Raw genomic sequence first — 23,692 nt, 5'->3', positions numbered from 1 at the left:
TTCCACGAACTCTCTCACGAAATCTACTGCGACAGCGCTTGATCCAAGTCCGCGATCAGGTCATCCGGGTGCTCGATGCCGGTGGAGATCCGCACCAGGCCGTCGCCGATACCCACCCGCCGGCGCTCCTCCGGGCTCATCGCCGCGTGGGAGGAGCGCGCCGGGCTGACGATCAGCGATTCGACACCGCCCAGACTCGGCGCATGGGTCGCCAGGCGGGTACGCCGCAGAATCCGGTCGGCGGCTTCGGCGCCGCCCACCGGCTCAAAGGCGAGCATGCCCCCAAAGCCGTTGAGCAGGCGCGCCGCCCGGGCATGGTCCGGCTGACCTTCGAGGCCGGGGTAGTGGACTCTCTCGACGGCACGGTGCCCGGCGAGATGGCGCGCCAGGGCCAAGCCGGTGCGGTTGTGCTGGCGCATCCGCAGGCCGAGGGTTTTGAGGCCCCGCTGCAGCAGAAAACAAGCGTGGGGATCGAGGCTGCCACCGAGCAGCTTGGCGGCGCCCTTGGCCCGCTCGATGGCCTCGGCGGTGCCGCACAGTGCGCCGGCCACCAGATCCGAGTGGCCGTTCATGTATTTGGTGGCGCTGTGCAGCGAGAGGTGGAAGCCGTGCTCGGCCGGGCGAAAATTGATCGGCGTGGCGAAGGTGTTGTCGGTCATCGCCGTCAGGCCGTGGCGCCGCGCGAACTCTCCCACCTCGTCCATCGGTGGCACCCGCATCAACGGATTCGAGATGGTTTCCACGTAGATCACCCGAGTGGACGGCCGGCGCTTCGCCTCCCAGGTGTCCGGCCGGTCGGCATCGATGAAGTCGTACTCAATGCCGAAGCGCGGCAGCATACGGGTCACCAGTTCGTGGGTGCCGCCGTAGAGCACATCGCTCACCAGCAGGTGATCGCCCGTCGACAAATGCCCCAGCAGCGCTGACGAGATCGCCGCCATGCCGCTCGCCGCCACCAGTGCCCGCTCGGCATTCTCCAGATTCGCCAGCTTGTCGGCCAGCACCCGATGATTCGGCAGATTGCTGTAGCGGATGTAGCCGAGATCGGCGTAACCGCCGGACTCGTCGATATTCCACACCGTCGACTGGTAGATCGGGGTGACCACCGAACCGCCGTCCCGGGCGGTGTCCTCGCCGGCGTGGATGGCGCGGGTTTCGAGATGATCGTCTGGTTTCACCATGGCTGTGAAGTCTCCGGCCGAGAAAGGAATCGCAAGGAACTCCGCCTGCTAGCCTATCGCCCGCGGCATTGCGGGGACCGGCCGATCGGTCCCAGAGATTCCAATCCGGCAGCGCGGTAGAATTGTGGGGACGATCCCTCGGTGCCCAGCCATGCAGGCCAACCTCTCCCAAACCAGTCCCGTGCGCGTCCTTGTCGTCGGAGCCCTCGTGGTGGTGGTGTCGCTCCTCGCGGTGGCCGGCTTCGAGAGCTATCGCGACCTGTCGACGGTGCGCGACCGGGAGGCGGAGCTGCGCCAGCAGCTCGAGAACACGCAGCACTCGATCGAGCAGCTCGAAGGGCGCATCGAGCGCCTGCGCACCGATCCGGCCACCCTCGAACGGCTGGCCCGGGAGGAGCTGGGAATGCTGCGCCCGGACGAGGTGGTGATCCTGCTGCCGCGGGACGAAGGGACATCGGCCACTCCCTAGCCTGAGATGGATTTCCTTCTCGCCGGTCGCTCCGTGAGCCCGCGCCGCAGCCTGGCTCTCGCTCTCACCCTTTTGTTTCTGGCCCTGGCGGTGTTCGGGGCGCGGGTGCACTGGATCGAAGAGGCCGGCACCGCGGAGCGCGACGACTTTGTCGGCCAGGCCGAGATGATCACCGAAGGACACCTGCCGCGGGACGCCTACCGGCCCCTCCTCTATCCCCTGCTGGCGGCCGGCGGGTCTTTTGTCCTTGGCGACGCCTTTGCCGCCGCGCGCCTGCTTTCGAACCTGGCGGCGGTCGCCCTGGCGGGTCTCGCCTGGGGATTCGGCCGACGCCTGGCGCCGGACCGCCCGATGGTCGCCTGGAGCGCCCTGGCGCTGGTGGTGGTGAATCCCAATCTGTGGATCATCGGCCAGCACGTCACCACCGATATGCTGTTCGCCGCCCTCGCCGCCGGCTCGCTGCTCGCCGCTCTCCACCACCTCGAACACCCGAGCGTTGTTTCCGCCGCCACCTGCGGAGCCCTTTTGGGTTGCGCCGCCTTCACTCGCGGCAACGCCCTCTTTCTGCTGCCGGCGATCGCCCTGGCCGCCTTCTTCGCCCACCGCCACAAAAAGTGCCACCCGAATGTCGGAGGGGCAAACCCTGAGGACGAGACAGGCCGCTGGTGGTGGCGCACAGTCCTCCCGCTGGCCGCCGCGGCCCTCGCCGGATGGATCCCGCACCTGGTACTGCGGGGGATCGTCTTCGGCGATCCATTCTTCGATGAGAACTGGAAGAACCTGGCGTTCAAGCTCTACGGCTACCCGGACTGGACCTACCTGGATCGGGTGCCCTTCTCCGGCCCCTTCGAGATCCTGCGGTCGAATCCCTCAGGCGTCCTCGCCGCCGCCGGGCGCGAGGCGGTGCGCTTTACCGGTAGCGGCCTGGCGCAGCTCTCCGGCACGATGCTGCACGCCCTCGCTGCCGCCGCCGGCCTGTTCCTCGCCCTGCGTCACGGCCCGAGCCGACGGGCGGCCAGCTGGACGCTCTTCGCCTTCGGGACCTTCGTTGCCGCCGTCTGCCTCACCTTCTTCGCCTGGGGCCGCCTGCTGTTGGCCTTTCTGCCGATACTGGCCACCTGGATGGCCTTCGCCGCCCGGCAGATTCCGCACCGGCGATGGCGGTGGTTGGTGCTCGGCGGCCTGGTTCTGCTGCTGGCGGTCAAGACCTTCGTCTTCCGGCTGCCGGCCTTCGTCGAGCGCCACCCCTACGCCGAGTTGGCGGCTCTCCAAGAGCTCGAAGTCCGCCTCCAGCCCGGTGAAGCGCTGGCCGGCGCCATGCCCTTCGCCGGTCGGAGTCTCGATGTGCCCTACCTCCCCCTGCCGGACGGCATCGGACCCTTGCAGGAACCGGAGGCTTACTTCGAGTGGCTCAACCAGGCCGTTGACGAGCACTCCGTCGCCTTCGTGGTGATTGGCGCCCTCGAGCTACGGCAGCGGCCGCCGAGCCTCCTCGCTCCCGCCACCCGGGACCGTTCCCCGATGCCGGCCCTTCGCCTGGTGAAAGCCGGCGAAAACCTGAGCGTGTGGCGAGTCGAGCGGCAGCGCCGAGCGAGTCCGCCGCCGCAACTCCGATAAACTCCCCGGCCGATGGCCGATCCTCGCGTGTGGGACGCACTTTCCCGGACGCTGCGTAGCAGTGTGCCCTATGAGCGGCTGGCCGCCAGCCTCGGGGACGTCGTGCGCCTGCCGATGGCGGCGGCGGCATGGGTGGCGAATCTGCTGTCCGAGGATCGCGACCGGCCGCTGCTGGTGATCGTGCCGCGGGAGAGCGACGCCCTCGCCTGGCTCGAAGGGGCACGTTTGTTCGGCAATCCGGTCTCGGGCGCCGTGTACTTTCCGGCACCATCCCTGTCGCCCTACCAGGACACCGACACCTCGCTCCTGGTGCGGGCCCAGGAGTCCGTCGCGGTGAACCGCATCCTCACCGGCGGCGTGCGCACGGTGGTCGCCACGCCGCGGGCACTGTTCCGCCGGCTGCCCACACCGCAGGCGGCGCGCGCCGCCTGCCTCGGCCTCGCGACCGGCGAAGAGATCGCCCAGGAAGACCTGATCGAGCACCTGATGCGTTTCGGCTACCACCGGGTGGACCTGGTGTCGGAGGTCGGCGAATTGTCCGTGCGCGGCGGCATCTTCGATCTCTTCCCGCCCAGTGAAGAACTGCCCATTCGCCTCGACTTCTTCGGCGACACCATCGACTCCATCCGCCGCTTCGACGCCGGCACCCAACGTTCCGAGGCGAGCCTCGACGCGGTGTCGATCCTGCCGCTGTCGCTGCTGCCATCGGGCCCCGCCGAAGCGCAGCGGCTGGCCGCCATGCTGCCGGAGCAGCTCGGCTATGACCTCGGTCCGGAGGGCGCCGGCCAGCTTGACGATCTCACCGAGCGGGGCGGTTTCGGTGGCTGGGAGCACTACCTGCCGCTGTTGGAGCCGGCGAATGCCTCGCTGGCGGATTTTCTCCACCAGCCGCTGATGGTGACCGTCGATCCGCCCTCCCTGGCGAGCGAGGTCGAACACCACCTGGAGCTGTTGGAAACGGACTGGGCAGCGCGCCGGGAGAATCGCCGTATCGCCCTGCCGCCGGAGATCCTGGAGCGCTCCGGCAACGAGGTGTCGGCGCTGCTGGACTCGGCACCGCTCCGCATCCGCGACCTGGTGATGGCCGGCGAAGTCGCCGGCGACGCCATCGACTTCGCCGCCACCACCACCGACCTCTTCCAGGGCCAGCTACCGCGATTCCCGCAGGAGGTGGCGACGGCACGGGACCGCGGCGACCGCTGCCTGGTGGTGGCCCCGGAAGCGCACCGGCGGCGCATCGAAGAACTCTTGGAAGGGCGCGAAATCCCCGTCGGCACCGGCGGCTGCGAGGTGGTTGCCGGCGACTTGCAGCGCGGCTTCCGGCTGCCGGCGGCGGGGGTTTCGATCTACGGCGAGGCGCAACTGTTGCCGCGCGCCAAGCCGCAGCGGCGCCCGGGACGCCACCGCTACGGACCCTTCGTTTCGAGCCTACGGGACTTGAAGGTCGGCGACTTCGTGGTGCATGTAGACCACGGCATCGGGCAGTTCGTCGCCCTGCGCCAGCTCGGCGCCGCGCCGACGGCCGCTTTGGGCAACGGCGCCAGCCTGCCACCGGCGGTGCGCGAGATGGGCAAAGCGGCGGCCGCCGAGGCGGAGGTCATGGAGATCGCCTACGCCGCCGGCAAGAGCCTCCTGTTGCCGCTGTCGCGCCTCGACATGGTGCAGAAGTACTCGGGCATGGAGGGGGTCACCCCGCGCCTCGACAAACTGGGCGGCACCTCCTGGAACAAGACCAAGGCGCGGGTCAAAAAGTCCTTGCGGGACATGGCCGACCAGCTCTTGAAGCTGTACGCCGAGCGCAAGGTGGCCACGGCGCCGATCATGCCGCCGGACAGCGACATGATCCGCCAGTTCGCCGCCGCCTTCGCCTACGAGGAAACGCCCGACCAGCTCGACGCGATCGAGGCGATCTCCACGGACTTGCAGCGCCCCCAGCCGATGGACCGGCTGCTGTGCGGCGACGTCGGCTACGGCAAGACGGAGGTCGCCATGCGCGCCGCCTTCAAGGTGGTGGACGGCGGCTACCAGGTGGCGGTGCTGGCCCCCACCACCATCCTGGCGGACCAACACCTGGAGACCTTCCGCAAGCGCTTCGCCGGCTTCCCGGTCAACATCTCGATGATCTCCCGCTTCCGCAGCGCCCAGGAGGTGAGCGACGTCAGGAAGCGCCTCAAGAAGGGCGAGGTCGACATCCTCATCGGCACCCACCGGCTGCTGTCCAAGGACATCAAGTTTCCGAAGCTCGGTCTGCTGATCGTCGACGAAGAACAGCGCTTCGGGGTGGCCCAGAAGGAGCGCGTCAAGCAGCTCAAGAAGGATGTGCACGTGCTCGCCATGTCTGCCACTCCGGTGCCCCGCACGCTGCAGCTTTCGCTCGCCGGGGTGCGCGACATGTCGGTGATCGAAACGCCGCCGAAGGATCGCATGGCGGTGGAGACGGCCATTTTGCCCTTTGACGGCCAGCTCATCCGCGAGGCGATCGAAGCGGAGATCGACCGCGGCGGCCAGGTCTATTACGTCTACAACCGGGTGGAGACCATCGAGCGCATGCAAACCTTCCTGCGCGAGACGGTGCCCGACGTGCGGGTAACGGTGGGCCACGGCCAGCTCGACGAGCGCGAACTGGCGCGCCGCATGCACGCCTTCACGGACGGCGAGTACGACGTGTTGCTCGCCACCACTATCATTGAGAACGGCATCGACATCCCCAACGTCAACACCATGATCGTGCATCAGGCGGACCGTTTCGGCCTGGCGCAGCTCTACCAGCTCCGCGGCCGGGTGGGGCGAAGCGACCAGCTCGCCTACTGCTACCTGCTGGTGCCGGGGGATCGGGTGCTCTCCGAGGCGGCACGCAAGCGGCTGGCGGCGATCCGCGAGTTCACGGACCTGGGCGCCGGCTTCCGCATCGCCGCCCGGGACCTGGAGATCCGCGGCGCCGGCAACCTGCTGGGCGCCGAGCAGAGCGGCCACATTGCCGCCGTCGGCATCGAGACCTACTTGAAGATGCTCGAGGAGGCGGTGCGCGAACTGCGCGGCGAGGCGGTGGACGAAGCGCCCTCCGCCGCCCTCGACCTGCCGGTGACCCTCACCATCCCCGCCGACTACATCGAAGACTCCAATCTGCGGATGGAGATTTACCGCAAGATCGCCTCCGGCGAGACCGACGAGGACGAACTGCTGGCGGAGATCACCGACCGCTTCGGACCGCCCCCGCAAGAGATCCGCACCCTGCTCGCCGTCGGCCGCCTCAAGCGCCAGGCGGAGGCGCTACGAGTGCAGTCCGTTTCCTTCAAGTCCGGCAAGCTCACGGTGCGCCTGCGGCGCGACGCCAAGGTGGACATCGACCGCCTGGTGGAGATGGTCTCCAACCGCTCCGAAGCGAGCTTCAGCCCCACCGGCGTGCTCACCCTGCACACCGGCGGCGAAGCACCGCTGGCCGCCGCCGAACGCATCCTCCAGGAGCTCTCTTGAGGCGACGACGGAACGTCCCGACGCCCGGTTGGTGGCTCGTCGCCCTGGCCCTGGCCTGCGCTCCGGAAGCGCCGACATCGCCGGACCTGGTGGCCCGCCTCGACGGCGAGGACATCGTTTACCGAGACTTCGAACTCCACCTCGTCGAGCTGCTGCGGGACGACGCCGAAGGCCTCGACAACGTCACCCTGTCTCGCCTGTTCGACCGCTTCCTCGACGAGCGCTTGCTGGTGCGACTGGCGGTTGACCAGGTGCTGGTGCCGGAAGGCGCGGCGCCGCGCTCAGCGATCGATCGTCTGATGGAGCGCGACCCGCCGCCGGAGCCTTCGGCGGCGGAGATCATCCGCGCCTACGAACGCCGGCGCGACTCCCTCGCCCGGCCGGAGCGAGTGCGCCTGCGGCAGATCCTGGTCGAAGAGCGGGCCACCGCCGAGCGCGCCGCCGAACGGCTGGCGCAGGGCGAAGCCTTCGAAGCGGTGGCGCAGGACCTCTCCACCATCCCCAGCGCCGCCTCCGGCGGACTGCGCGGCGAACTGGCCCGCACGGATCTGCCCCCCGCCTTCGTCGACCCGATCTTCGGTCTCGACGAAGGGGAGGTGAGCGGCGTGGTGGAGGCGGAGTACGGTTTCCACATCTTCCAGGTGATGGAGCGGCTACCGGCGGATCGCCCTACGCTGGACGAGGCGCGACCGGAGATTCTGCGTTCCCTACGCCAGAGCGCCGCCGAAGCCCGAGTTCGCCAATTGGCCGCCGAAGCGCGGAGCCGCTACAATCTACAGATCTTTGCGCGCAATCTACCCTTCAACTACCAGCCCAGTTCCTAGTCTGTACTTCTGCGTTTTGACCCCTCATTCCCACAAGGCTCTGCCATGCCCTCGATGACCCTGCCCCGCACCCTGCTGGTTCTCGCCTTCTTGCTGGCGGCGCCGCCGGCCCTCGGCGAAACCGTCTACAAGGTCGTGATGAACGTCAATGACGAAATCCTGAGCCTGTACGACTACGAAGAGCGCAAGAAGGAGTTTGAGCAGCAGCTCCTCGCCCAGGACAACCTCCCCACGGCCCAGCGGCGGCAGATCCTCGACGAGCTGCCGAAGCGGGTTTTCCGGCTGATGTTCGAAGAACTCCTGCTCATCTCCCGCGCCAAGCAGACCGGCGTCTTCATCAGCGAGGAAGACGTCGACCGGCAGCTCGACCGCATCCGCGAGAGCTTCGGCATCGAAACGGAGTCGGACTTCCAGCGCGCCCTGCAGCAGAACGGCATGACCCTGGACGACTTTCGCGAGCAGACCCGCCGCCAGGCGATGATCGACAACCTCCTCTACCGTGACGTGTCGGCCACCCTCGAGGTGCCGGACGAAGTGGTGCGGCGCATCTACCGCGAGAATCCGGAGGACTTCCAGGATCCGGAGCGCCTGCGCCTGCAGGAGATCGTCGTGCTGGAGGACAGCGACCTGTCAGCGGACGAACGGAGCGCCGTGGCGGACGAGATCCGCGGCGCCGTGGCCGCCGGAGGAGATCTGGCGGAGATCGCCGAAGCGCGCTCTGCGGCGGGGGAAACAAGCGGCCTGATCGCCCTCGGCTGGGTGTCTCCCGGAGACCTCGCGCCGGAACTGGAAGAGCCCATCTGGAAGCTTCAAAGCGGTGAGATCAGCGCCCCCATCGAAGCGCGCGGCGGCCTCCATCTGGTGAAAGTGCTGGAGCGCGAGGAAGCGTCCGAAAAGCCCTTCTCGGAGGTGCAGGAGGCGATTCGCCGCCGCGAGCAGGGCCGCCTCTACGCCGACGCCCTGGCCGAGTACATGGACCGCCTGGAGAGCGAAGCCTGGGTGAAGCTCGACCCGCCGCCGGAAGCGGAGGGCTTCCGCCAAACCGCCACGGTGCGCGACGAAACCCTGCCGGAGCCCGTCGAGACGGCAGAAGAAGCCGCCGAAGAGCAGATGGAAGCCTCCGCCGAAGAGGCAGCCGCCCCGCCCGAGGATGGCCTTCTCCCCTCCACCAGCCCGATCCCCACCGGCGATGCGCTGGACGAAGTGCGGCCCGATCCAAGCCCGCCTTCGGATTGACTGGGGCAGGTCGTACCCCAGGGTTGCGCGGGCTCCCTCCAACGCCACCCGCCTGTGGCCTGCTGGTAGAATCGCGCGATTCAATGAACTGAAGCTTGCGATCATCGCGGTCGTTGGCGCCCCGCGCAGGCTGGAAGGGAGGAGTCGATGGTCACCCTCGGATCCTTGTGGTTGCCGATCTTGGTGTCCGCTGTTGTCGTTCACCTGGCCAGCTTCATCGTCTGGATGGTCTTACCCCACCACCGGTCGGATTGGGCCAAGCTGCCCGATGAGGATGCCTTTGCTGACGCGGTCAACAAACAGGCACCCGCGGCGCCCGGCCAATACGCCATCCCTCATGCCGCGAACCCCTCGGATTGGAAGAGCGAAGAGGTTCTCGAGAGGATGCGCCGTGGCCCGGTCGGGTTCCTGATTCTGAAGCCCGCGGGGCAGGCCGGCATGGGCAAGAATCTCGCCTTGCACTTCGTTCACTGCCTGGTGATCGGCACCTTGGCCGCCTACATCGGTGCGCAAACCCTGCCGGCAGGTGCCAGCTACCTGAAGGTGTTCCAGGTGGTCGGTACCGCGGCCATCCTAGGCTGGGCAGGCTGTATTCCGGTCAACGCCAACTGGTACGGCCATAGCTGGTCGTCGACCCTCAAGAGCATCTGCGACGGCGTCGCCTACGGTCTGCTGACCGCGGGAGTCTTCGGTTGGCTGTGGCCGTGAGGGGCGCTCGCCGTTCTTCGAGCAGATCCTCGGGATTGCAGAAGTCCTGAGTTGCAAACGGTACCGCCGAGGTTGCGGTCTGGGAGAGCAGTTCGCTCCCTCGGCGGCAGGCTCCAGGACTTGAACTAGATCTGAGGGCAGTCGCAGGTGCCGGTGAGATCGCACCAACCTTGGGGACACCCTGGATCTGCGCAGTCGCTGTGCTCGGTGCAGGCTCGACCCGTACAGTCCGTCTCACAAAGGGTCGGGCTAGGAGCGCAGTCTGGGCAAGTCTCATAGCTCTCGCCGTATTCGCACAGAGAGTTGCCGCAGGTAGGTGCACAATCCGCTGGGCAGTCGACCAGATTCTCGCCCTGGATCCGCTCACAAATGTCATTTCCGCAAATAGCTTTCACTGCCAGGATCCACTGCTGTCGGTCTTGGTGGTCGCAGTCGTCTTGCTCGAGGATGTCCTTGCGCCTAAATGGATTCCAAGGTAGCGGCCCTGAGAAGTCTCCGTTGCTGGCGTCGAGACACTTGTCGCTGTGTTGGACTTTGAACTCAACGTTCGTTCCGTAAGGAATGACCTCCCAGAGTTGATTGGCTCCTCCGTGGCAAGTGTACTGTTGGACGTTCCGACCACTGCCCTGGTCGGCTCCCTTGACGTCAAGACATTTCCGACTGTGAAGGGCCATCATGCGATAGCGGCCGGAGCCATTGCTGACGAACTTCCATCGTTGGTTCATTCCATTGTGGCAGGGGTAGATTTGTGCCAATGCTTCGTTGCTCTGACTGGCCCCCTGGATGTCAATGCACTTGTTCGTCTCATCTACGGATTGAATCTCATAGATGTAGTCCTCATTGACCTGTCCATTGAGAGGTGATGTCAGCAGGGTAAGCGCTGCCACCAGTAGGGCCGAGAGAACTGAGTAGCGTTTGACTTTTGCCATTTTTCCTTTCCTTTGCTAGAGGCATTAGTATGGGTTGATGGTCGGGTTTCGAAAATGACGAAGTTGCGTCCTGAAAAAATGCAACTCAAAATCCATCCCACGGGCGCCCAGAGGCTCGCCCACCTTCGACAGCCTCGCAGCACTGCCAGGCAGTTGAGGATGGCTTTCAATCAATAGATCGGAGACCGTGAGAGAAACCCATCAAGACGAGGCGACCCACCTCGCCACCGACATGGATGAGACCCAGGAGCCGAGCGGGGAGATCGGGGAAGAACCCATCGGGAGGGCCGGTGGTGAGGTCACGGCGCTGCTTCAGCGTTGGGCAGAGGGTGATCGCCGCGCCCTCGATCAGCTGATGCCGAGACTCGTCGGTGAACTCAAGGCTCTCGCCCGCCAACAGATGTACGACGCCCCCGACGACGTCACGCTCCATCCCACGGCGATGGTGAACGAGGCGTACCTTCGGCTGGTGGGAGTGCCGTTGAGCGGATTCGCCGGCCGAGGTCAGTTCTTCGCTCTGGCCGCCAGGGTGCTACGCAGTGTGCTGGTGGACCACCTGCGCTCTCGCTCGTCCGCGAAACGCGGTGGCGATGCCGTCCGGCTACCCCTGGATTGGGCGCGCGCCGTACCCGAGCCGGCGACCCTGGACATCGCAGCCGTGCTCACCTTGCACGACGCCCTACACCGACTGGAGGAGGTGGATTCGCGCCGTGGCCAGGTGGTGGAGCTGCGCTACTTCGGCGGCCTGACCCTGCCGGAAATTGCCGAAGCCTTGGAAGTGTCCTTGCCCACCGTCGAGCGCGACTGGCGAGTGGCGCGGCGATGGCTGGCCCGCGAATTGGCCCGCGATTTGGGCAGCGCCGCGGGCCGCTGATCGCCGCTTCTACGAAGCGTCGACCAGCCGCGGCAGCAGACGGCGGGCCGTGGCTGCAGCGACCGGGTCGGAGCCGTCCGCCAACCCCTGCAGCCGCAACACCGTACGACCCAGGGAAACCGTTTCGCCGCCGTCCGTCAGCGCATGGAGCGCCTCGACCTGCTGTCGCCGCCAGTGGGCCGGCCCCCAGTTGGGTGGCCAGTCGCGCTGAATCCGGCCGAGGAGCTGGCGCGATGCCTCGGGGTCATCTTCCGCCAGCGACTCGGCCAGCAGCAGGCGTACCTGGACCGGCCAGGGATGGGCCTCGCCATAGGCTGGCTCCAGCCGCTGAAGGGCCGTTTCCAGCGCGCGCGCTGCCGCGTATCTCCGACCCTCTTCGAGTTCTTGGACCGCCCACTCGACACGGATTTGCTCCGACACCGGTGACCACGACGGGTTCGCCTCCAGTCGTTCGATGGCGGAGGCAATGTGCACGCGGGCGGCGTCGAGATCGCCGGCCAGCCGTGACGCGCGGGCTCGCCAGGCGGCCGCTAGTGCGGTGATCCAGTGCTCGGCCCCGAGATGGTCCCGCAGCCTTCCATGGGCCAGCTCGAGGTCCTCCTGGGCCTTTCGAAACCGGCTGAGGGCCGTCTGCGCTCGGCCGCGGTTGGCGAGGCTGATGGCCGAACTGGGGTGGTCCTCACCGAGAGCTGCCGAACGCAGCCTCGCGGCCTCCGCGAACAGCTCCAACGCTTGGGTGGGCTGGTCAGCGGTCAGCAGGACACTTCCCAGAGAGTTGGCGGCAGTCGCCACCTTCAGGTGGTCGTCCCCGTGGAGTAGGCGATTCAGCTCCAGGCCCTGTCGAAGGTGTTCCTCGGCGGCGTTGAGCAGGCCCTGCCGCTGCTCGAGGGCCCCCAGATCCTCGAGTGCTTTCGCTCTGACAGGGGACGCCTTGCCAGCGGTATCCGCGACCAGGGCCAGGCGCTCTTTGAGCAGGCCGTGAGCTTCGTCGAGCTGACCGAGGTCGCGCAAGGCCATGCTCAGGTTGCTCAATGCGACGAGCGTCTTTGGGTGAGCCGGCCCCAGAATTCGGCGGTAGAGCTCCAAGGACTGGCGGAAGGCCGACTCGGCCCCCTCTGTGTGGCCCGCCTGGAAGCGCACCACCGCCAGGTTCGACAGCGCCAAGCCATGCACGACGGCACCCACCGGGGCCGCATCGAATCGACGGATCAGCTCTTCGAGTAGAGCTTCCGATTGAACGAGCTGGCCCCGCTGCCTCAACAGATTCGCCAGATTGATTCCTATGATCAGTGTCCGCTCACCGGCAGGGCCGTGCTGGTGCAGAGCGGTTTCGTAGGCTTCGCGGTAAACCCTCTCCGCCGCCTCGAAGTCGGGGCGACGCTCGTGTACGTTGGCCAACTCGTTCAAGCAGTAGGCCAGGTTGGTCGAGCCTTTCGTGGCCGACCGCCGCAGCACCGCCACCGCCTGCCCCAGGCGCTCTTCCGCCGCGTCGAGCTCGCCGCTCAGCAGATCCCGGCGTCCCAAAGCACACAAGCCTTCAGCCGTCGACGGATCATCCGGACCGAAGACCGCCCGGCGGATCCTCCAGCCGTCCTCCAGCAGCGGTGACGCCACCTCCGGCTCCTCTAGGCTCAAGTAGATGGAGCCGAGCAACAGCATGAGCTCAGTCTGCACCTCGGGCTCGTCCGCCAGATCGGCCAGCCGCCGCGAGCTGCCGGCCAGCACCTGTCGCAGCGGCACATCCAGACCGGATCCCTGGACCGGCTCGGCCTCCTCGAGTATCGAGGTCAGAAACCCTTTGACGCTCTCCGCCCGCTGCACCGCCTGCTCCGCCCTCGAACGCTGACGCTCGCGCTCCAAGGTCACGGCGCTGAGCGCTAGAACAACGACGCCCGCTAGCGCCAGGCCGAGCCGGTGGCGGGCCAGAAACTTGCCGGCGCGGTATGTCCAGCGTCCCGGCCGCGCCCGCACTGGACGGTTCTCGAGATGCCGGCGCAGGTCTTCCGCCAGGTGCCCCACCGACTCGTAGCGATCTTGCGGCCGTAGGGCCATGGCCTGCAAGACAATGGCGTCGAGATCGCCGCGCAGCTGCCGCCGAAGCTGTCGGCCGGACGGCTCGGCGTCGTCGACGCGGTCGCTCGGCCGCACCGGATCGTGTGCGCACTTGGCTGCCAGCAGCGCTCTTTCCGATAGACCCTCGTCCTCGTTGTCCAGGTCGTCGCCGAACGGTCGGCGGTTGGTGGTGAGCTCGTAGAGGAGAGTGCCCAGGGCGTAGACATCGCAGGCGGTGGAGATCGCACCACCCGAAATCTGCTCCGGCGCGGCGTAGGCCGGCGTCAGCAGGCGCAGGTCGGTTCGTGTTCGGGTCAGTGGGTGGTCGGTCAACGGATCGAGCAGCGTAGAGATGCCGAAATCGAGTAGCCGCGGCTCGCCGTCCGCCGTGATCAGAATGTTCGATGGCTTCAAGTCACGGTGGACGACCAGACTGCGATGGGCGTATTGCACGGCGTCGCAGATCTTCGCGAACAGGTTCAGGCGTTGGCCCAGATTCAGGGGACCACAGAACGCATCCACCGGCAGCCCCTCGACCAAGGGCATCACCAGATAAGGACGCCCATCCTCGAGCATGCCACCGCCGTGCAACGCGACAATGTAGGGATGCCGCAAGCCCGCCAGGATCTCCCCTTCCCGGCGGAAACGCCGGATCATCTCTTCGCTCTCCAGGCCCCGGCGCAGCACCTTGATCGCCACCGGTCTCGAGTGCCCCTCTTCGGCCGCCGTGCCGCGAAAAACGGTCGACATGCCGCCCTCGCCGATCTTGCCGGACAACTCGAAACCGGCAATGCGGTCCGGGTCGCGCGGCACCGGCCCGGCGCGAAAATCAAAGATCGGACGGTCGTAAGCATCGGCAACGGAGGTGTCGATGACCAACAGACGCTCCACTTCGCGGCGGAGCGCCCGATCGCCACCGCAGGCCTCGGCGACATAGGCACCACGCTCGGAAGTGGGTAGGTCGAGCGCATGACCGAGAATCTTCGCGGCTCGGAGCCACAGATCGGAAGTACCGTTGGAGGCCATCACAGGAGGTCCAACGGCGCCCTTTGATCGGTGCTTGCGGGAAGGTATCGGCGATGAGATTTGGACACTTGTATCCCAGAAAGGATCTACGGAACAAAGTCTCGGCACACGCGGGTGCGAAGGGAACGGCGTCTGCCGTCCGCCCGGGGCAGCGGCCCTCGATTGCGACCCTGCACCGGGTCGATGCTCTGGTCAAAAGAGTGATCCAGCGGCGCGCATCCTGGACAGAACTCCCACAACTACGCGGCGGCGTCTCGTGCCGTTGACTCATCAACTCGTTCGATCCCGGTCGAACGGGGATGCTGAGTCCATCGCCGAAGAAACGCCGTCACCCGGGCAGCTAGAGCAACTTCAGGATCGCGAGGCGTTGAGCCGTGAGATCGCTCGCCAACCGCCGATTGCCAGCCACGCCGCTATGGCCAGCGCGGTGATCCCCAGCCCCAACTCGAAGGATCGCGGGCGAAAGAACAACCGCACCTGATGCTCACCGGCGGGCAGCCGGAGACCGAGGAAGGCGTGATTCGCTCGCACCACGGGGATCTCCTCACCATTCGCCAGTCGCGCTCGCCAGCCGCGCCAGGCGACGTTGGACACCACCATCCAGGTGGGTTCTTCCAGGCGGGCGTCGAGGGCATAGCCGGTGCCGTCGGAGCGCACCGTCAACTCGCCGCGGCCGTTGGCGATCTCCCGCACGCCATCCCCCGGCAGTTCACCGCAGGCGTCGTCGATCCAGGCGACCTCGGAGAAGCTTCGCGCCCGCGACATCTCCTCCAGCCGCGACCCCGGCTGCACGCCGCAGCGCACCCGCCGGGGCAGGAAGGCACGCTCGAGGACCCATGGGTTGCGCCAAATCGCCCATCCTTCGCCCGCTCTCAGCCGTTGCCAGCCACCGACGGAGCGATCCGCCGGTGTCAGGGCATAGCGCACGTTGAGAAACCCCAGGAAGGGCCGGGTGAAATCGCTCACCGAGGTGTACCACCAGGGTCCGTCCTTCGCCACCCATAGGGGAAAGGTCTGGCGGAAGGCCGCGTGGCGTAGCGCCTGGTAGCCACGCGGATCCTCCAGCCGGTAGTGCGCCGCCTGGTTGGGGAACAGGGTGAAGCCAAAGCCGACGAACCGCGACGGGGCCTCCAGGTCCTCCGGCAACTCCAGGGCGGCGAGAGGCGGATAGAAGGTGTCCAACCGGCTGACCGGGTAGAGGTTCCCCATCTCCCCCGCCCGCTGCACCAGGAGCAAGGCCAGAAGGGCGATAAAGGCCAGAGTGCGGCGCCGATGGGAGAGCGAAAAGGGCAGCCACAGGAGAAGCGGCGCCAGCAGCAGAGCCCCGTGGAGGGGGAGGTGCTCACCCGCCCCGCGCTCGACCAGCGACGACCACAAGAAGGCCAGCGACACCACCAGGCCGAGGAAGACGGCGGCGGTCAGCACCGCCAGCCGCCGGCCCGAAACCCGTCCAGCGAGCCAGGCGTCGCAGCCGAAGGCCGCCAGCACGCACAGGGCCAGCCCGGTGACGGCGATCAGCCGTTCGTGGATCACCGTGTCGAACGGGGGCACGAGGCCCAGCAAGCGATCGATGCCCGGCAGATGACTTCCGGCGGCCAAGCCCACCAGGCCGGCGACCAGCCACAGCCATCGGCTCGCCGACCGGTCGCCCGGCGGCTTCGCCAAAACGCCGAGGAGCGCCGGGGCGAACAGCAGGCTGCCGACGTAGGCACCGGACAGCGGCTGGAAGAAATTCGGCAGGTCCGCCAGGCGAAGTCCCGGCACGCCGTGAGCAAAGGGTATGAAGTTGGGCAAGGCTCGGCTCACCAGCTCACCGAAGGACTCCGCGGCCGCCGCCGGCAGCGCCTGCCGGCGAGTCCACTCGAAGGTCTGGGTGACCGTGTCCCATAGCGGCAGGACGGCGATTGCCGAGAAGGCAAGGGCCAGAGCACCGCCGGCGAAGGCGAAGGCAACCATGCGCAGCCAACCCTTCGCCGGCTGCGTCGCCATCCACCAAAGGCCGAAAAACGAGCCCACCAGAACATGATGGGCAGCCGTCTCCGGATGTCCCGCCAGGAGCGCCAGGGCGAGCGCCACGGCGAGAAAGAGCGCGCTCCGCCGGCCCGCATCGCGCACCACCTGGTGGACCGCTGCCAGGGTCGCCGGCAACAGCGCCAGCGCCGCGCCGATGGGCCAACCCACCCAGAAGAGGGTGCCGCTCATCGCCATCCATCCGGCGGCGCCGAGCAGGGCGGCTCGTCGCCCGCAGCCCACTTCCCGGCATAGGACAAAGGCCGCCAGAGCCGCCAGGTAGAGCTGAAGGGTTGCCAGGAAGGTCAGCGCCAGCGGCAGCGGCAGCAGCAGGGAGATGAGATTGGGCGGGTAAAAGGGCGCCGGCTGGGCGGAGCCCAACAGCACATCCCCGGCCAGGGTGAAGGGGTTGAGCAGCGGCCAGTCGCCTTCGGACCAGGCATGGCGCACCGCCCGATGCCAGGGCGCGATCTGGGTGTAGAGGTCGTGCAACTCGCCCCGGGATGGGCCGTCCACCCCGAGTTCCTCCTTGACCGACGAGAAAGGTAGGGCGTCGTAGGCCCGATCGTAGGGACCGTAGACCTGTCCCGTGAGCAGGGCCTTACCGGTGAAGACGAGAGGCAGAACGAGCAACGCCAACAGCATCGACCGCCGGAGCGGCAGCACCCAGCGGTGGACCACTCCGGCGACGGCCGCGGCGATGGCGAAATACAGCAGAGGGGTGAAGAGCTGGTAGACGAGCATGGCCGTGTTTCGAAGAGGGCCGAAGCGTCGCCGCCCCGACCTTTGAGGATCTTTCTACTTCTCGAAGAGCGCCGCGCAGTCCTCGTGGCGGGTGCCGGCAGCGTCGGTGACGGCGAATTTCGCCGGTCCCCACATGGTGACGCCGGCGTGGTCGCCGTTCGGTCCGATGAGATAGAACTTCAGCCCGAAGTCCGGACGTCCCTCGGCATCGAGCAGGCGAGGCTCGGAGGTCTCGGCGACGCGACGCAGGATCTCCAGTCCGGCGTCCACCGGCGCCATGCCGCCGCGCATCAGCTCCACCGCCGCGAAGCTGCAGAGGTTCTGCAGGTTGGCCTCGCCGCGGCCGGTGCTGCCGCAAGAGCCGACGCCGTTGTCCACGTAGAGGCCGGCGCCGATGATCGGCGAATCGCCCACCCGGCCGGGAATCTTGAACGCCAGACCGCTAGTGGTGGTGACACAGGAGCGGTTGCCGGCGGCGTCCAAGGCGCCGCAGTGAATGGTCCCCGTGGGGCGCTCGTCGAGTCGGAAGAACTTGCGCACCGCCGGATCGAGATCGTCCTCAGCCGGCGGAATCCAATCGTCCTTCTCGGACAAGGACTGCTTCCAGTAGAGCCAGATGCGGCGCGCTTTGTCGCTGAGGAGATTCTCCTCCTCGAAGCCCTGGGCGCGGGCAAAACGCAGAGCCCCTTCGCCGACCAACAAAACGTGGTCCGTCTCGCGCAGTACTTCGACGGCCACCTTCGAGGGATTGCGGATCCCCCGGAGCGAGGCAACGGCACCGGCCCGGTGGGTCGGGCCGTGCATGGCAGCGGCATCCAGTTCCACCACCCCGTCCTCGTTCGGCAAGCCGCCCAGGCCGACGGTGAGATCTTGCGGGTCGTCCTCCACCAGGTTGACCCCGGCGACCACCGCGTCGAGGGTGTCGGCGCCGGCGACGATCCGTTGATAGGCGAGGCGGGTCGCCTCCAGGCCGTTCGCCGAAGACACCACTTTGACCGGATAGCTGCCGCCGGCCGGCGGCGGCCCGCCGGATGCGCGACGATTCAGACCCAAGGCGAGAGCGGCACCTCCGCTGGCGGCGATGAAAGTACGGCGACTCAGGGGTTTCGGCATGATCTTTCCTCGATTCGATCGATAGGAGCTGAAGTATGCGTCGGAAAGTGCAAGAATACCCTTTCGACGTCAACTTCCCGGAGCCCGTCACTCCTGGCCTGAGGAAAGGAAATATCCATGCGAACGATACTCGGAATGTGCCTTCTCATCGTGTTGATTGCCCTGCCGGCGGCAGCGGAGCGGGAATCTATCCAATTCCTGGAGGATGGTCGCGTCACCGTGGGCGACAGTGTCTACGAAAGCATTGAGGCGTTTCACGCTTCCGAGCGCTTCCGCGCAGGAGGCCATCGCTGTGCCACGAAAGCCCCAGAGTTCAACTTGCCGGTGGCAGGTTCACCCTTCGCCGATCCGGCGGACTGCACCTTTGCTTCCACCACCATCCAGCCAGAGTACGATTTCGATCCCAAGGGAGGCACCGTTTACCGCGTTCCGGTAGTGTTCCACATCGTGAGCCGCACCAACGGCGTCGGTGCCGTATCGGAGGCGCTGGTGAGGAGTCAACTCGACATCCTGAACGAGGATTTCCGCGCCCTGCCGGGCAGCCTCGGCGCGCCGGGGATCGACACCGGCTTCGAATTCTTCCTGGCGAACGTCGATCCTGACGGCCTGCCGACCACCGGCATCAATTTCTACCAGAACGACGACTGGTTCTCAGATCCCGGTCCAGGCTTCTTCAACAGCATGAAGGACGCCCTCCACTGGGACACCGACCGCTACCTGAACATCTACTCGAATGACAGCGCCGGCGCCTTGGGCTACGCGACCTTCCCGCAGGACGGGGCGGGCACAACGAACGATGGCGTGGTGCTCTTGTGGTCATCCGTCGGGCGGGACGCTCCGAACGGCGGCATCTACGACAAGGGACGCACTGGCACCCACGAGATCGGCCACTGGCTGGGGATCTTCCACACCTTCTCCGGCGGGTGCGGAGATCCCAGCTTCCCGTACACCACCGGCGACCGCCTGGCGGACACCGCGTCGCAGGAATTCCCGCTCTTCAACTGCCCCGGCGGGTCGAACACCTGCGGCACCCTGGACGACATCGAAAACTATATGAACTACACCCAGGACACCTGTATGAACCGCTTCACCGCCGAGCAGACCAACCGCATGCGGTGCTCCTTCGTCAACTACCGGCCGCTGATCGGACAGTTCATCGCCATCTTCGGCGACGACTTCGAGACCGGCGACACCACCCGCTGGTCGGCATCGGTGGGCGGTATTTGATCGTCTTCGAGACTGGCCCCGATATGGACCCCGACGGCTAGACCGTCTGAAACAAGGCGAAGGGCGCGCCGGCCGGATCTTTCACGACACAGTACCGGCCGTGCTCGCCCATGTCCTTGGGCCCGGCAACGATGACGCCGCCGTTCGCCGTGCAGGCGGCGATGCTCTCGTCGAGGTCCGCCACGTTGACATAGAACAACCACACCGGTGGCAGGCCGGTGTTGCCGCCGCGGGCGTGACACACGCCGCCGACCGGTGCGCCCTCGACATTCATGGTGAAGTCCGAGTAGCCGCCCATGTCCACCGGGCTCGGCTCCCAGCCCACCACCGCCTGATAGAAGTCCCGCACCTCCTCGGCGTTATCGACGGTCAGGTCCATCCAACCCACGGTACCCACAGCGCTGTCGCTCATCTTTTTCCTTCTCCTGGGAGGTCGTTGAGAGCGGTCAGTATAGGGCGTTGGAGCGGGCGGCGGCGAGACCCCGCCGGGGCCTCCCATGGCGACTGCTAAGCTCGCCGTCGCAGTGAATGTCCAGGAACGAGGAGATTTTCGATGGCGATAGCGGGAGCGCAGGGTGCGGGACTCACTTGGCTGCTGTGGGCACTGATGACGGTGGGTGCCTGGGGGCTCTACGGAATCTTTCTCCACACCGGCCAGCTCGGCATGTCCGATCCCGTCAACGGCCGCTACAAGGCTTTCCTTTTTGTCGGCATCGCCTACTTCATCACCGCTGTGCTGGCGCCCCTGCTGCTGCTCAAGCTGGGCGGCGCGACCTGGACTTTTCCGGTCAAGGGGGCGCTCTGGTCGCTGCTGGCCGGTGTGGTGGGGGCCATCGGCGCCTTCTGCGTGCTCCTGGCCTTCGGCGCCAAGGGCAGCCCGGCGGTGGTGATGTCCATCATCTTCGCCGGCGCGCCGATCGTGAACGCGGTGGTCGCCCTCGTGCTCCACCCGCCCACCGGTGGTTTGCGCGGCCTGCGATGGCCCTTCGTGGTGGGTATCCTGATGGCCGCCGTCGGCGGCTGTCTGGTGACCCTGTTCAAACCCACTCCGGCACCGCCGCCGGCCGCGGCGGAACCACCCGCCGCCACTCACTCCTCCTGACTCTCGCGAGGGAGTGGCGGTAGAAAATACCTGACCCTGGCGGGAACCCTCCGCCGATTCGTGCGTTGACTTGGGGTGCGAGGGGATTGAATGGGGGAGCCGAAGGATGCCGATCTGATGGCCGCCACCCGCGCCGGAGACCTCGATGCCTTCGGGGTGATCGTCGATCGCTACAAAGACGGGCTGGTCAACTACCTGACCCGCTTGAGCGGTTGCCGGCAGCGCGCGGAGGACTTGGCGCAGGAGGGATTTTTGCGCCTCCTCGAGACCGCTGAGCGGTACCAGGATCGTGGCTGCTTGAAGGCCCTGCTCTACCGCATCGCGGTCAACCGGCTGCGGTCCGAGAACCGACGGCGACGGCGCTGGCGGATCATGGAACCGCTCCTCGGCCCGGGACACGACGGCACCGGCGCCCCGCCGACTCAGCCGCGGGACGACCTGTTGCGAACCGAAGCCCAGCGGCGACTGGCCGAAGCGATCGCCGAACTCCCCTTGAGGTTCCGGGTGCCGCTGGTGCTGCACGAGATCGAGGGCTGGTCCTACGGCGACATCGCCACCTCAACGGACAGCCGCATCGGCACCGTCAAATCGCGCATCGCCCGGGCCCGCGGCCGCCTCAAAGAGAGTTTGGCGCCGTACTGGAACGGAGAGTCGGATGCACGCCAGCAGGGAGCCCAGCAACCAGGCACACGCACCGCCGAATCCTTCGCCACCCAGGTGGCGGGCACCTTACCGAAGGGTAGAGAACGATGAATGACGAACACCTGGACCAGGCCCTGTCCTCGCTGCCGCGGGAGCAGGCTTCGGATCGCTTCACGGCGACGGTACTGCGTCGCGCGGAGGAGCGAACCGGCGGCACGGCGCTGCGCCCCCCCGGCTGGCGGGCCTCTCGGCCGCATGCGCTCCGTTGGAGCTGGGCGGCGGCCTGCCTGGCGATTCTGGTGGTGGGCGGAACCCTTTGGCGAACCGCGGGATCCCTGAATTCGGAAGGACCCGAGACGGGTTCGGCAACCCTCGCCACTTCCACCAGCCTCGAAGAGGACGCCGCCCGCGCCCTGCTGGCCGAGCTGAAGGCCGAGCACCGCCAGCTCACCCACGACCTGCGCCAGCGCCGGGAAGAGCCAGTGCTCTACCTGGGGGGCGATGAAGGCCTAGATCTGGTGCTCGACCTCGGCCGCACCGACCTCATGCCGACCCGTGGCTCGTACCGCCCGGCAAGCCAAACCAACCCACGCCCGAACCGGGTGTACTGAGCCCGGCAAGGAGAAACCTTCCATGACCATTGATCGCCCCACTAGACGGCTCGGCCTGCCCATGCTTGGACTCGGGCTTGTGCTCAGTCTGCTGCCGTGGGCGGCGCCCGTTGCCGCCCAGAATTCATCGACCGCCGCGGTACCGGACGACGAGAGCCAGGAGGTCATTGTCGTCAACCAACGGGTGGAGGTGTCCGCCGATGCCGATGGCGAGGGCATCCGCCGGTGCCGCGCCCTGGTGCTTACCGACGGCGAAGAGCAGGAGTTTCGCTGCGAGATGCGCACCGAGGGCAGCGGCCCGCCGCGCGCCGTGTTCTTCGATGCGGACGGCAACGAAATCGAACTCGAGAACGAGCACGGCCTCAAGGACGCTCGCATGAACGCCTTCTTTATCGGTGATGCAGGGGTTCGGAAGAGCGGCACGGACGTCCAGGTGATCGGCTTCGGCGACGCCGGCAAACCGCGGGGCTATCTGGGCGCCCAGCTCACCGATCTGACGCCCGAATTGCGCGAGCACTTCGGGGCGCCGGGGAACCGAGGAGTTCTCCTCGCCAGAATCGAGCCGGAAAGTCCCGCCGCCGAGGCCGGCCTGCGGGTGGGAGATGTGTTGACGGCGATCGACGGTGAGGCCATGCGCAACAGCGCCGCGGTGCGCCGTCACGTTCGCGCCCTCCAGGCAGGAGACACGGCGGTGCTCGACCTCTGGCGCAACCGCAAGCTGCTGCGCCCTTCCGTCACCTTCGTCGAGAAAGCCGTGCCGGAAGTAGACGTCCGTCGCCTGCTGTGGCACGAAGGCGAAGGCAGCGCCTTCGCCTACCAGGTCAACCGCCCACAGGTCGAGGACGCCATTCTCGAACTGCACCGCAGCCTGCCGGCCAACCCCTGCGCCGATCTCGAAAAGCGCCTGCAAGAGATGGAGAGAAAGATCGAGTTGCTATCCCAGCAGCTGGAAAGCGACTGAAAAGCGCTTCGCACATCATTTCAGTCGCCTTCCAGCTTTCCGTTTCCAGGGGGCTAGGCGCCCGCACGCGGTCCGCCCCTCGCCCGAAAACGGGCTCACCCCGTCCTCGGCAGCCAAGCTGCCGCCGAGCCCTCTCGGGCTCGGTCGCTGAGTATTGCCGGAGATGAGAGAATGCCTCCGAAACCCTGAACCCTTGCGGAGGCGCGATGAAGGTACGGACGTTCTTGCTGATTCTGGTTTTTCTCATCGGACTGATCTTCGCCGCCCTCAACTGGCAGCAGTTCTCCGAACCGGCGAGCCTCAACATTCTCATCGGGCGGGTGGATGCCCCCCTCGGCCTGCTGATGCTCGGCGCCCTCGGAGCGCTGACCCTGGTCTACCTGCTGCTCCTGTCGAAGAGTGAGACGGCGGCGCTCCTCGAGGCCCGGCGGCACGCCAAGGATCTCGAGCGGGCCCGCAAGCTCGCCGACGAAGAAGAAGCCTCTCGCCTCCGCGAACTGCGCGACCAGCTCGACATCGAACTCGACCAGATCCAGACCAAACTCGACGCCCTGGTCGCCGACCGCGGCATACCACCGGTCGACCCACCACCGCCGGTGGCCGTCGAGTAGGGGAACCGGTTCGACATCTAGATCGATGTCGTTCGTTCGCCCTGTTTCACCTTCCTCGCAGCGGTGAGATTCTTGCCCTGTATTCTCTTTACACCGCTTTTCGCTCACCTTTCCGAGGAGCTGTTTCAGTGGAGCGACCAACCCTCACAGCTATCGCTTTCAAGCAGGACGAGCAAAGCTCATAGCCTCCCAACCAGTGGACGCAGCTTTTTGTCACCTGTTTCCGTTCTAAATCCTTATCAGGCCTCGCGAGCTTCACAGCCCGCATGTCACCACCTCCT

At 66.7% G+C, this 23,692-nt stretch carries 18 protein-coding genes; 13 read left to right on the top strand and 5 right to left on the bottom strand.

Going from position 1 to position 23,692, the window contains the following annotated elements; translation table 11 throughout:
* Positions 1–23: 23 nt before the first annotated feature.
* Complete coding sequence (locus AAF481_04885; protein MEM7480485.1) at positions 24–1,181, bottom strand: aminotransferase class I/II-fold pyridoxal phosphate-dependent enzyme; 1,158 nt, start codon at positions 1,179–1,181, stop codon at positions 24–26.
* 151 nt (positions 1,182–1,332) lie between these two features.
* On the opposite strand from AAF481_04885, the gene AAF481_04880 reads away from it, so the two are divergent.
* The 7 genes from AAF481_04880 (at position 1,333) to AAF481_04850 (ending at position 11,312) form a co-directional block, all read left to right on the top strand.
* Positions 1,333–1,650: a septum formation initiator family protein gene (locus AAF481_04880; protein MEM7480484.1), complete on the top strand. Its 318-nt coding sequence runs from the start codon at positions 1,333–1,335 to the stop codon at positions 1,648–1,650.
* Positions 1,651–1,656: 6 nt separating this feature from the next.
* Positions 1,657–3,267, top strand: a complete 1,611-nt coding sequence (locus AAF481_04875) for a glycosyltransferase family 39 protein (GenBank protein MEM7480483.1) — start codon at positions 1,657–1,659, stop codon at positions 3,265–3,267.
* Between the two features lie 12 nt (positions 3,268–3,279).
* Entirely contained in the window at positions 3,280–6,741 is a 3,462-nt protein-coding gene (gene mfd / locus AAF481_04870) for a transcription-repair coupling factor (GenBank protein ID MEM7480482.1), read from the top strand.
* Positions 6,738–7,565 (top strand): peptidylprolyl isomerase, encoded by an 828-nt coding sequence (locus AAF481_04865; GenBank protein MEM7480481.1) that lies wholly within the window; start codon positions 6,738–6,740, stop codon positions 7,563–7,565. Before mfd ends, AAF481_04865 begins: the two co-directional genes overlap by 4 nt.
* Positions 7,566–7,610: 45 nt before the next feature.
* Positions 7,611–8,801, top strand: a complete 1,191-nt coding sequence (locus tag AAF481_04860) for a peptidyl-prolyl cis-trans isomerase (GenBank protein MEM7480480.1) — start codon at positions 7,611–7,613, stop codon at positions 8,799–8,801.
* A 147-nt stretch (positions 8,802–8,948) separates the two neighbouring features.
* Positions 8,949–9,509, top strand: a complete 561-nt coding sequence (locus AAF481_04855; protein ID MEM7480479.1) for a hypothetical protein — start codon at positions 8,949–8,951, stop codon at positions 9,507–9,509.
* Positions 9,510–10,625: 1,116 nt separating this feature from the next.
* Complete coding sequence (locus tag AAF481_04850; GenBank protein MEM7480478.1) at positions 10,626–11,312, top strand: ECF-type sigma factor; 687 nt, start codon at positions 10,626–10,628, stop codon at positions 11,310–11,312.
* A gap of 9 nt (positions 11,313–11,321) precedes the next feature.
* Here the strand turns inward: AAF481_04850 and AAF481_04845 are convergent, their stop codons facing one another.
* The 3 genes from AAF481_04845 to AAF481_04835 all read right to left on the bottom strand — a co-directional run bounded on the left by AAF481_04845 (position 11,322) and on the right by AAF481_04835 (position 18,257).
* Positions 11,322–14,390: a tetratricopeptide repeat protein gene (locus AAF481_04845; GenBank protein ID MEM7480477.1), complete on the bottom strand. Its 3,069-nt coding sequence runs from the start codon at positions 14,388–14,390 to the stop codon at positions 11,322–11,324.
* Positions 14,391–14,741: 351 nt separating this feature from the next.
* On the bottom strand, positions 14,742–17,144 hold the full coding sequence (locus AAF481_04840) for a YfhO family protein (GenBank protein ID MEM7480476.1): 2,403 nt from the start codon (positions 17,142–17,144) through the stop codon (positions 14,742–14,744).
* Between the two features lie 54 nt (positions 17,145–17,198).
* A complete protein-coding gene (locus AAF481_04835) occupies positions 17,199–18,257 on the bottom strand; it encodes a N(4)-(beta-N-acetylglucosaminyl)-L-asparaginase (protein ID MEM7480475.1) in 1,059 nt (352 codons plus the stop codon).
* Positions 18,258–18,374: 117 nt separating this feature from the next.
* On the opposite strand from AAF481_04835, the gene AAF481_04830 reads away from it, so the two are divergent.
* Positions 18,375–19,484 carry a zinc metalloprotease gene (locus AAF481_04830; GenBank protein MEM7480474.1) on the top strand — a complete coding sequence of 370 codons (1,110 nt, stop codon included), beginning with the start codon at positions 18,375–18,377 and terminating at the stop codon, positions 19,482–19,484.
* 37 nt (positions 19,485–19,521) lie between these two features.
* On the opposite strand, the gene AAF481_04825 is transcribed toward AAF481_04830, so the two are convergent.
* Positions 19,522–19,896: a VOC family protein gene (locus tag AAF481_04825; protein MEM7480473.1), complete on the bottom strand. Its 375-nt coding sequence runs from the start codon at positions 19,894–19,896 to the stop codon at positions 19,522–19,524.
* A 141-nt stretch (positions 19,897–20,037) separates the two neighbouring features.
* Between AAF481_04825 and AAF481_04820 the strand changes: the two genes are divergently transcribed.
* The 5 genes from AAF481_04820 to AAF481_04800 all read left to right on the top strand — a co-directional run bounded on the left by AAF481_04820 (position 20,038) and on the right by AAF481_04800 (position 23,411).
* Positions 20,038–20,586, top strand: coding sequence for a hypothetical protein (locus AAF481_04820; protein MEM7480472.1), 549 nt, complete (start codon positions 20,038–20,040; stop codon positions 20,584–20,586).
* A 90-nt stretch (positions 20,587–20,676) separates the two neighbouring features.
* Complete coding sequence (locus AAF481_04815; protein ID MEM7480471.1) at positions 20,677–21,339, top strand: sigma-70 family RNA polymerase sigma factor; 663 nt, start codon at positions 20,677–20,679, stop codon at positions 21,337–21,339.
* Positions 21,336–21,839, top strand: coding sequence for a hypothetical protein (locus tag AAF481_04810; GenBank protein ID MEM7480470.1), 504 nt, complete (start codon positions 21,336–21,338; stop codon positions 21,837–21,839). Before AAF481_04815 ends, AAF481_04810 begins: the two co-directional genes overlap by 4 nt.
* Before the next feature lie 22 nt (positions 21,840–21,861).
* Entirely contained in the window at positions 21,862–22,800 is a 939-nt protein-coding gene (locus tag AAF481_04805) for a PDZ domain-containing protein (GenBank protein MEM7480469.1), read from the top strand.
* A 206-nt stretch (positions 22,801–23,006) separates the two neighbouring features.
* The gene (locus tag AAF481_04800) at positions 23,007–23,411 is read left to right on the top strand and encodes a LapA family protein (protein MEM7480468.1); all 405 of its coding nucleotides are present in this window, start codon (positions 23,007–23,009) and stop codon (positions 23,409–23,411) included.
* Positions 23,412–23,692 lie beyond the last annotated feature (281 nt).

Source organism: Acidobacteriota bacterium, from assembly GCA_039030395.1.
Classification (GTDB): Bacteria; Acidobacteriota; Thermoanaerobaculia; order Multivoradales; family JBCCEF01; genus JBCCEF01.
The sequence above is the reverse complement of the archived record's forward strand: the minus strand, read 5'-3'. Positions and strand labels throughout refer to the sequence as shown.

Bases quoted from the DNA above. Each gene is read 5' to 3' on its own strand.
- AAF481_04885 (MEM7480485.1), bottom strand. From the start codon at position 1,181: ATGGTGAAACCAGACGATCATCTCGAAACCCGCGCCATCCACGCCGGC.
- AAF481_04880 (MEM7480484.1), top strand. From the start codon at position 1,333: ATGCAGGCCAACCTCTCCCAAACCAGTCCCGTGCGCGTCCTTGTCGTC.
- AAF481_04875 (MEM7480483.1), top strand. From the start codon at position 1,657: ATGGATTTCCTTCTCGCCGGTCGCTCCGTGAGCCCGCGCCGCAGCCTG.
- mfd (MEM7480482.1), top strand. From the start codon at position 3,280: ATGGCCGATCCTCGCGTGTGGGACGCACTTTCCCGGACGCTGCGTAGC.
- AAF481_04860 (MEM7480480.1), top strand. From the start codon at position 7,611: ATGCCCTCGATGACCCTGCCCCGCACCCTGCTGGTTCTCGCCTTCTTG.
- AAF481_04855 (MEM7480479.1), top strand. From the start codon at position 8,949: ATGGTCACCCTCGGATCCTTGTGGTTGCCGATCTTGGTGTCCGCTGTT.
- AAF481_04845 (MEM7480477.1), bottom strand. From the start codon at position 14,390: ATGGCCTCCAACGGTACTTCCGATCTGTGGCTCCGAGCCGCGAAGATT.
- AAF481_04840 (MEM7480476.1), bottom strand. From the start codon at position 17,144: ATGCTCGTCTACCAGCTCTTCACCCCTCTGCTGTATTTCGCCATCGCC.
- AAF481_04835 (MEM7480475.1), bottom strand. From the start codon at position 18,257: ATGCCGAAACCCCTGAGTCGCCGTACTTTCATCGCCGCCAGCGGAGGT.
- AAF481_04830 (MEM7480474.1), top strand. From the start codon at position 18,375: ATGCGAACGATACTCGGAATGTGCCTTCTCATCGTGTTGATTGCCCTG.
- AAF481_04825 (MEM7480473.1), bottom strand. From the start codon at position 19,896: ATGAGCGACAGCGCTGTGGGTACCGTGGGTTGGATGGACCTGACCGTC.
- AAF481_04820 (MEM7480472.1), top strand. From the start codon at position 20,038: ATGGCGATAGCGGGAGCGCAGGGTGCGGGACTCACTTGGCTGCTGTGG.
- AAF481_04815 (MEM7480471.1), top strand. From the start codon at position 20,677: ATGGGGGAGCCGAAGGATGCCGATCTGATGGCCGCCACCCGCGCCGGA.
- AAF481_04810 (MEM7480470.1), top strand. From the start codon at position 21,336: ATGAATGACGAACACCTGGACCAGGCCCTGTCCTCGCTGCCGCGGGAG.
- AAF481_04805 (MEM7480469.1), top strand. From the start codon at position 21,862: ATGACCATTGATCGCCCCACTAGACGGCTCGGCCTGCCCATGCTTGGA.
- AAF481_04800 (MEM7480468.1), top strand. From the start codon at position 23,007: ATGAAGGTACGGACGTTCTTGCTGATTCTGGTTTTTCTCATCGGACTG.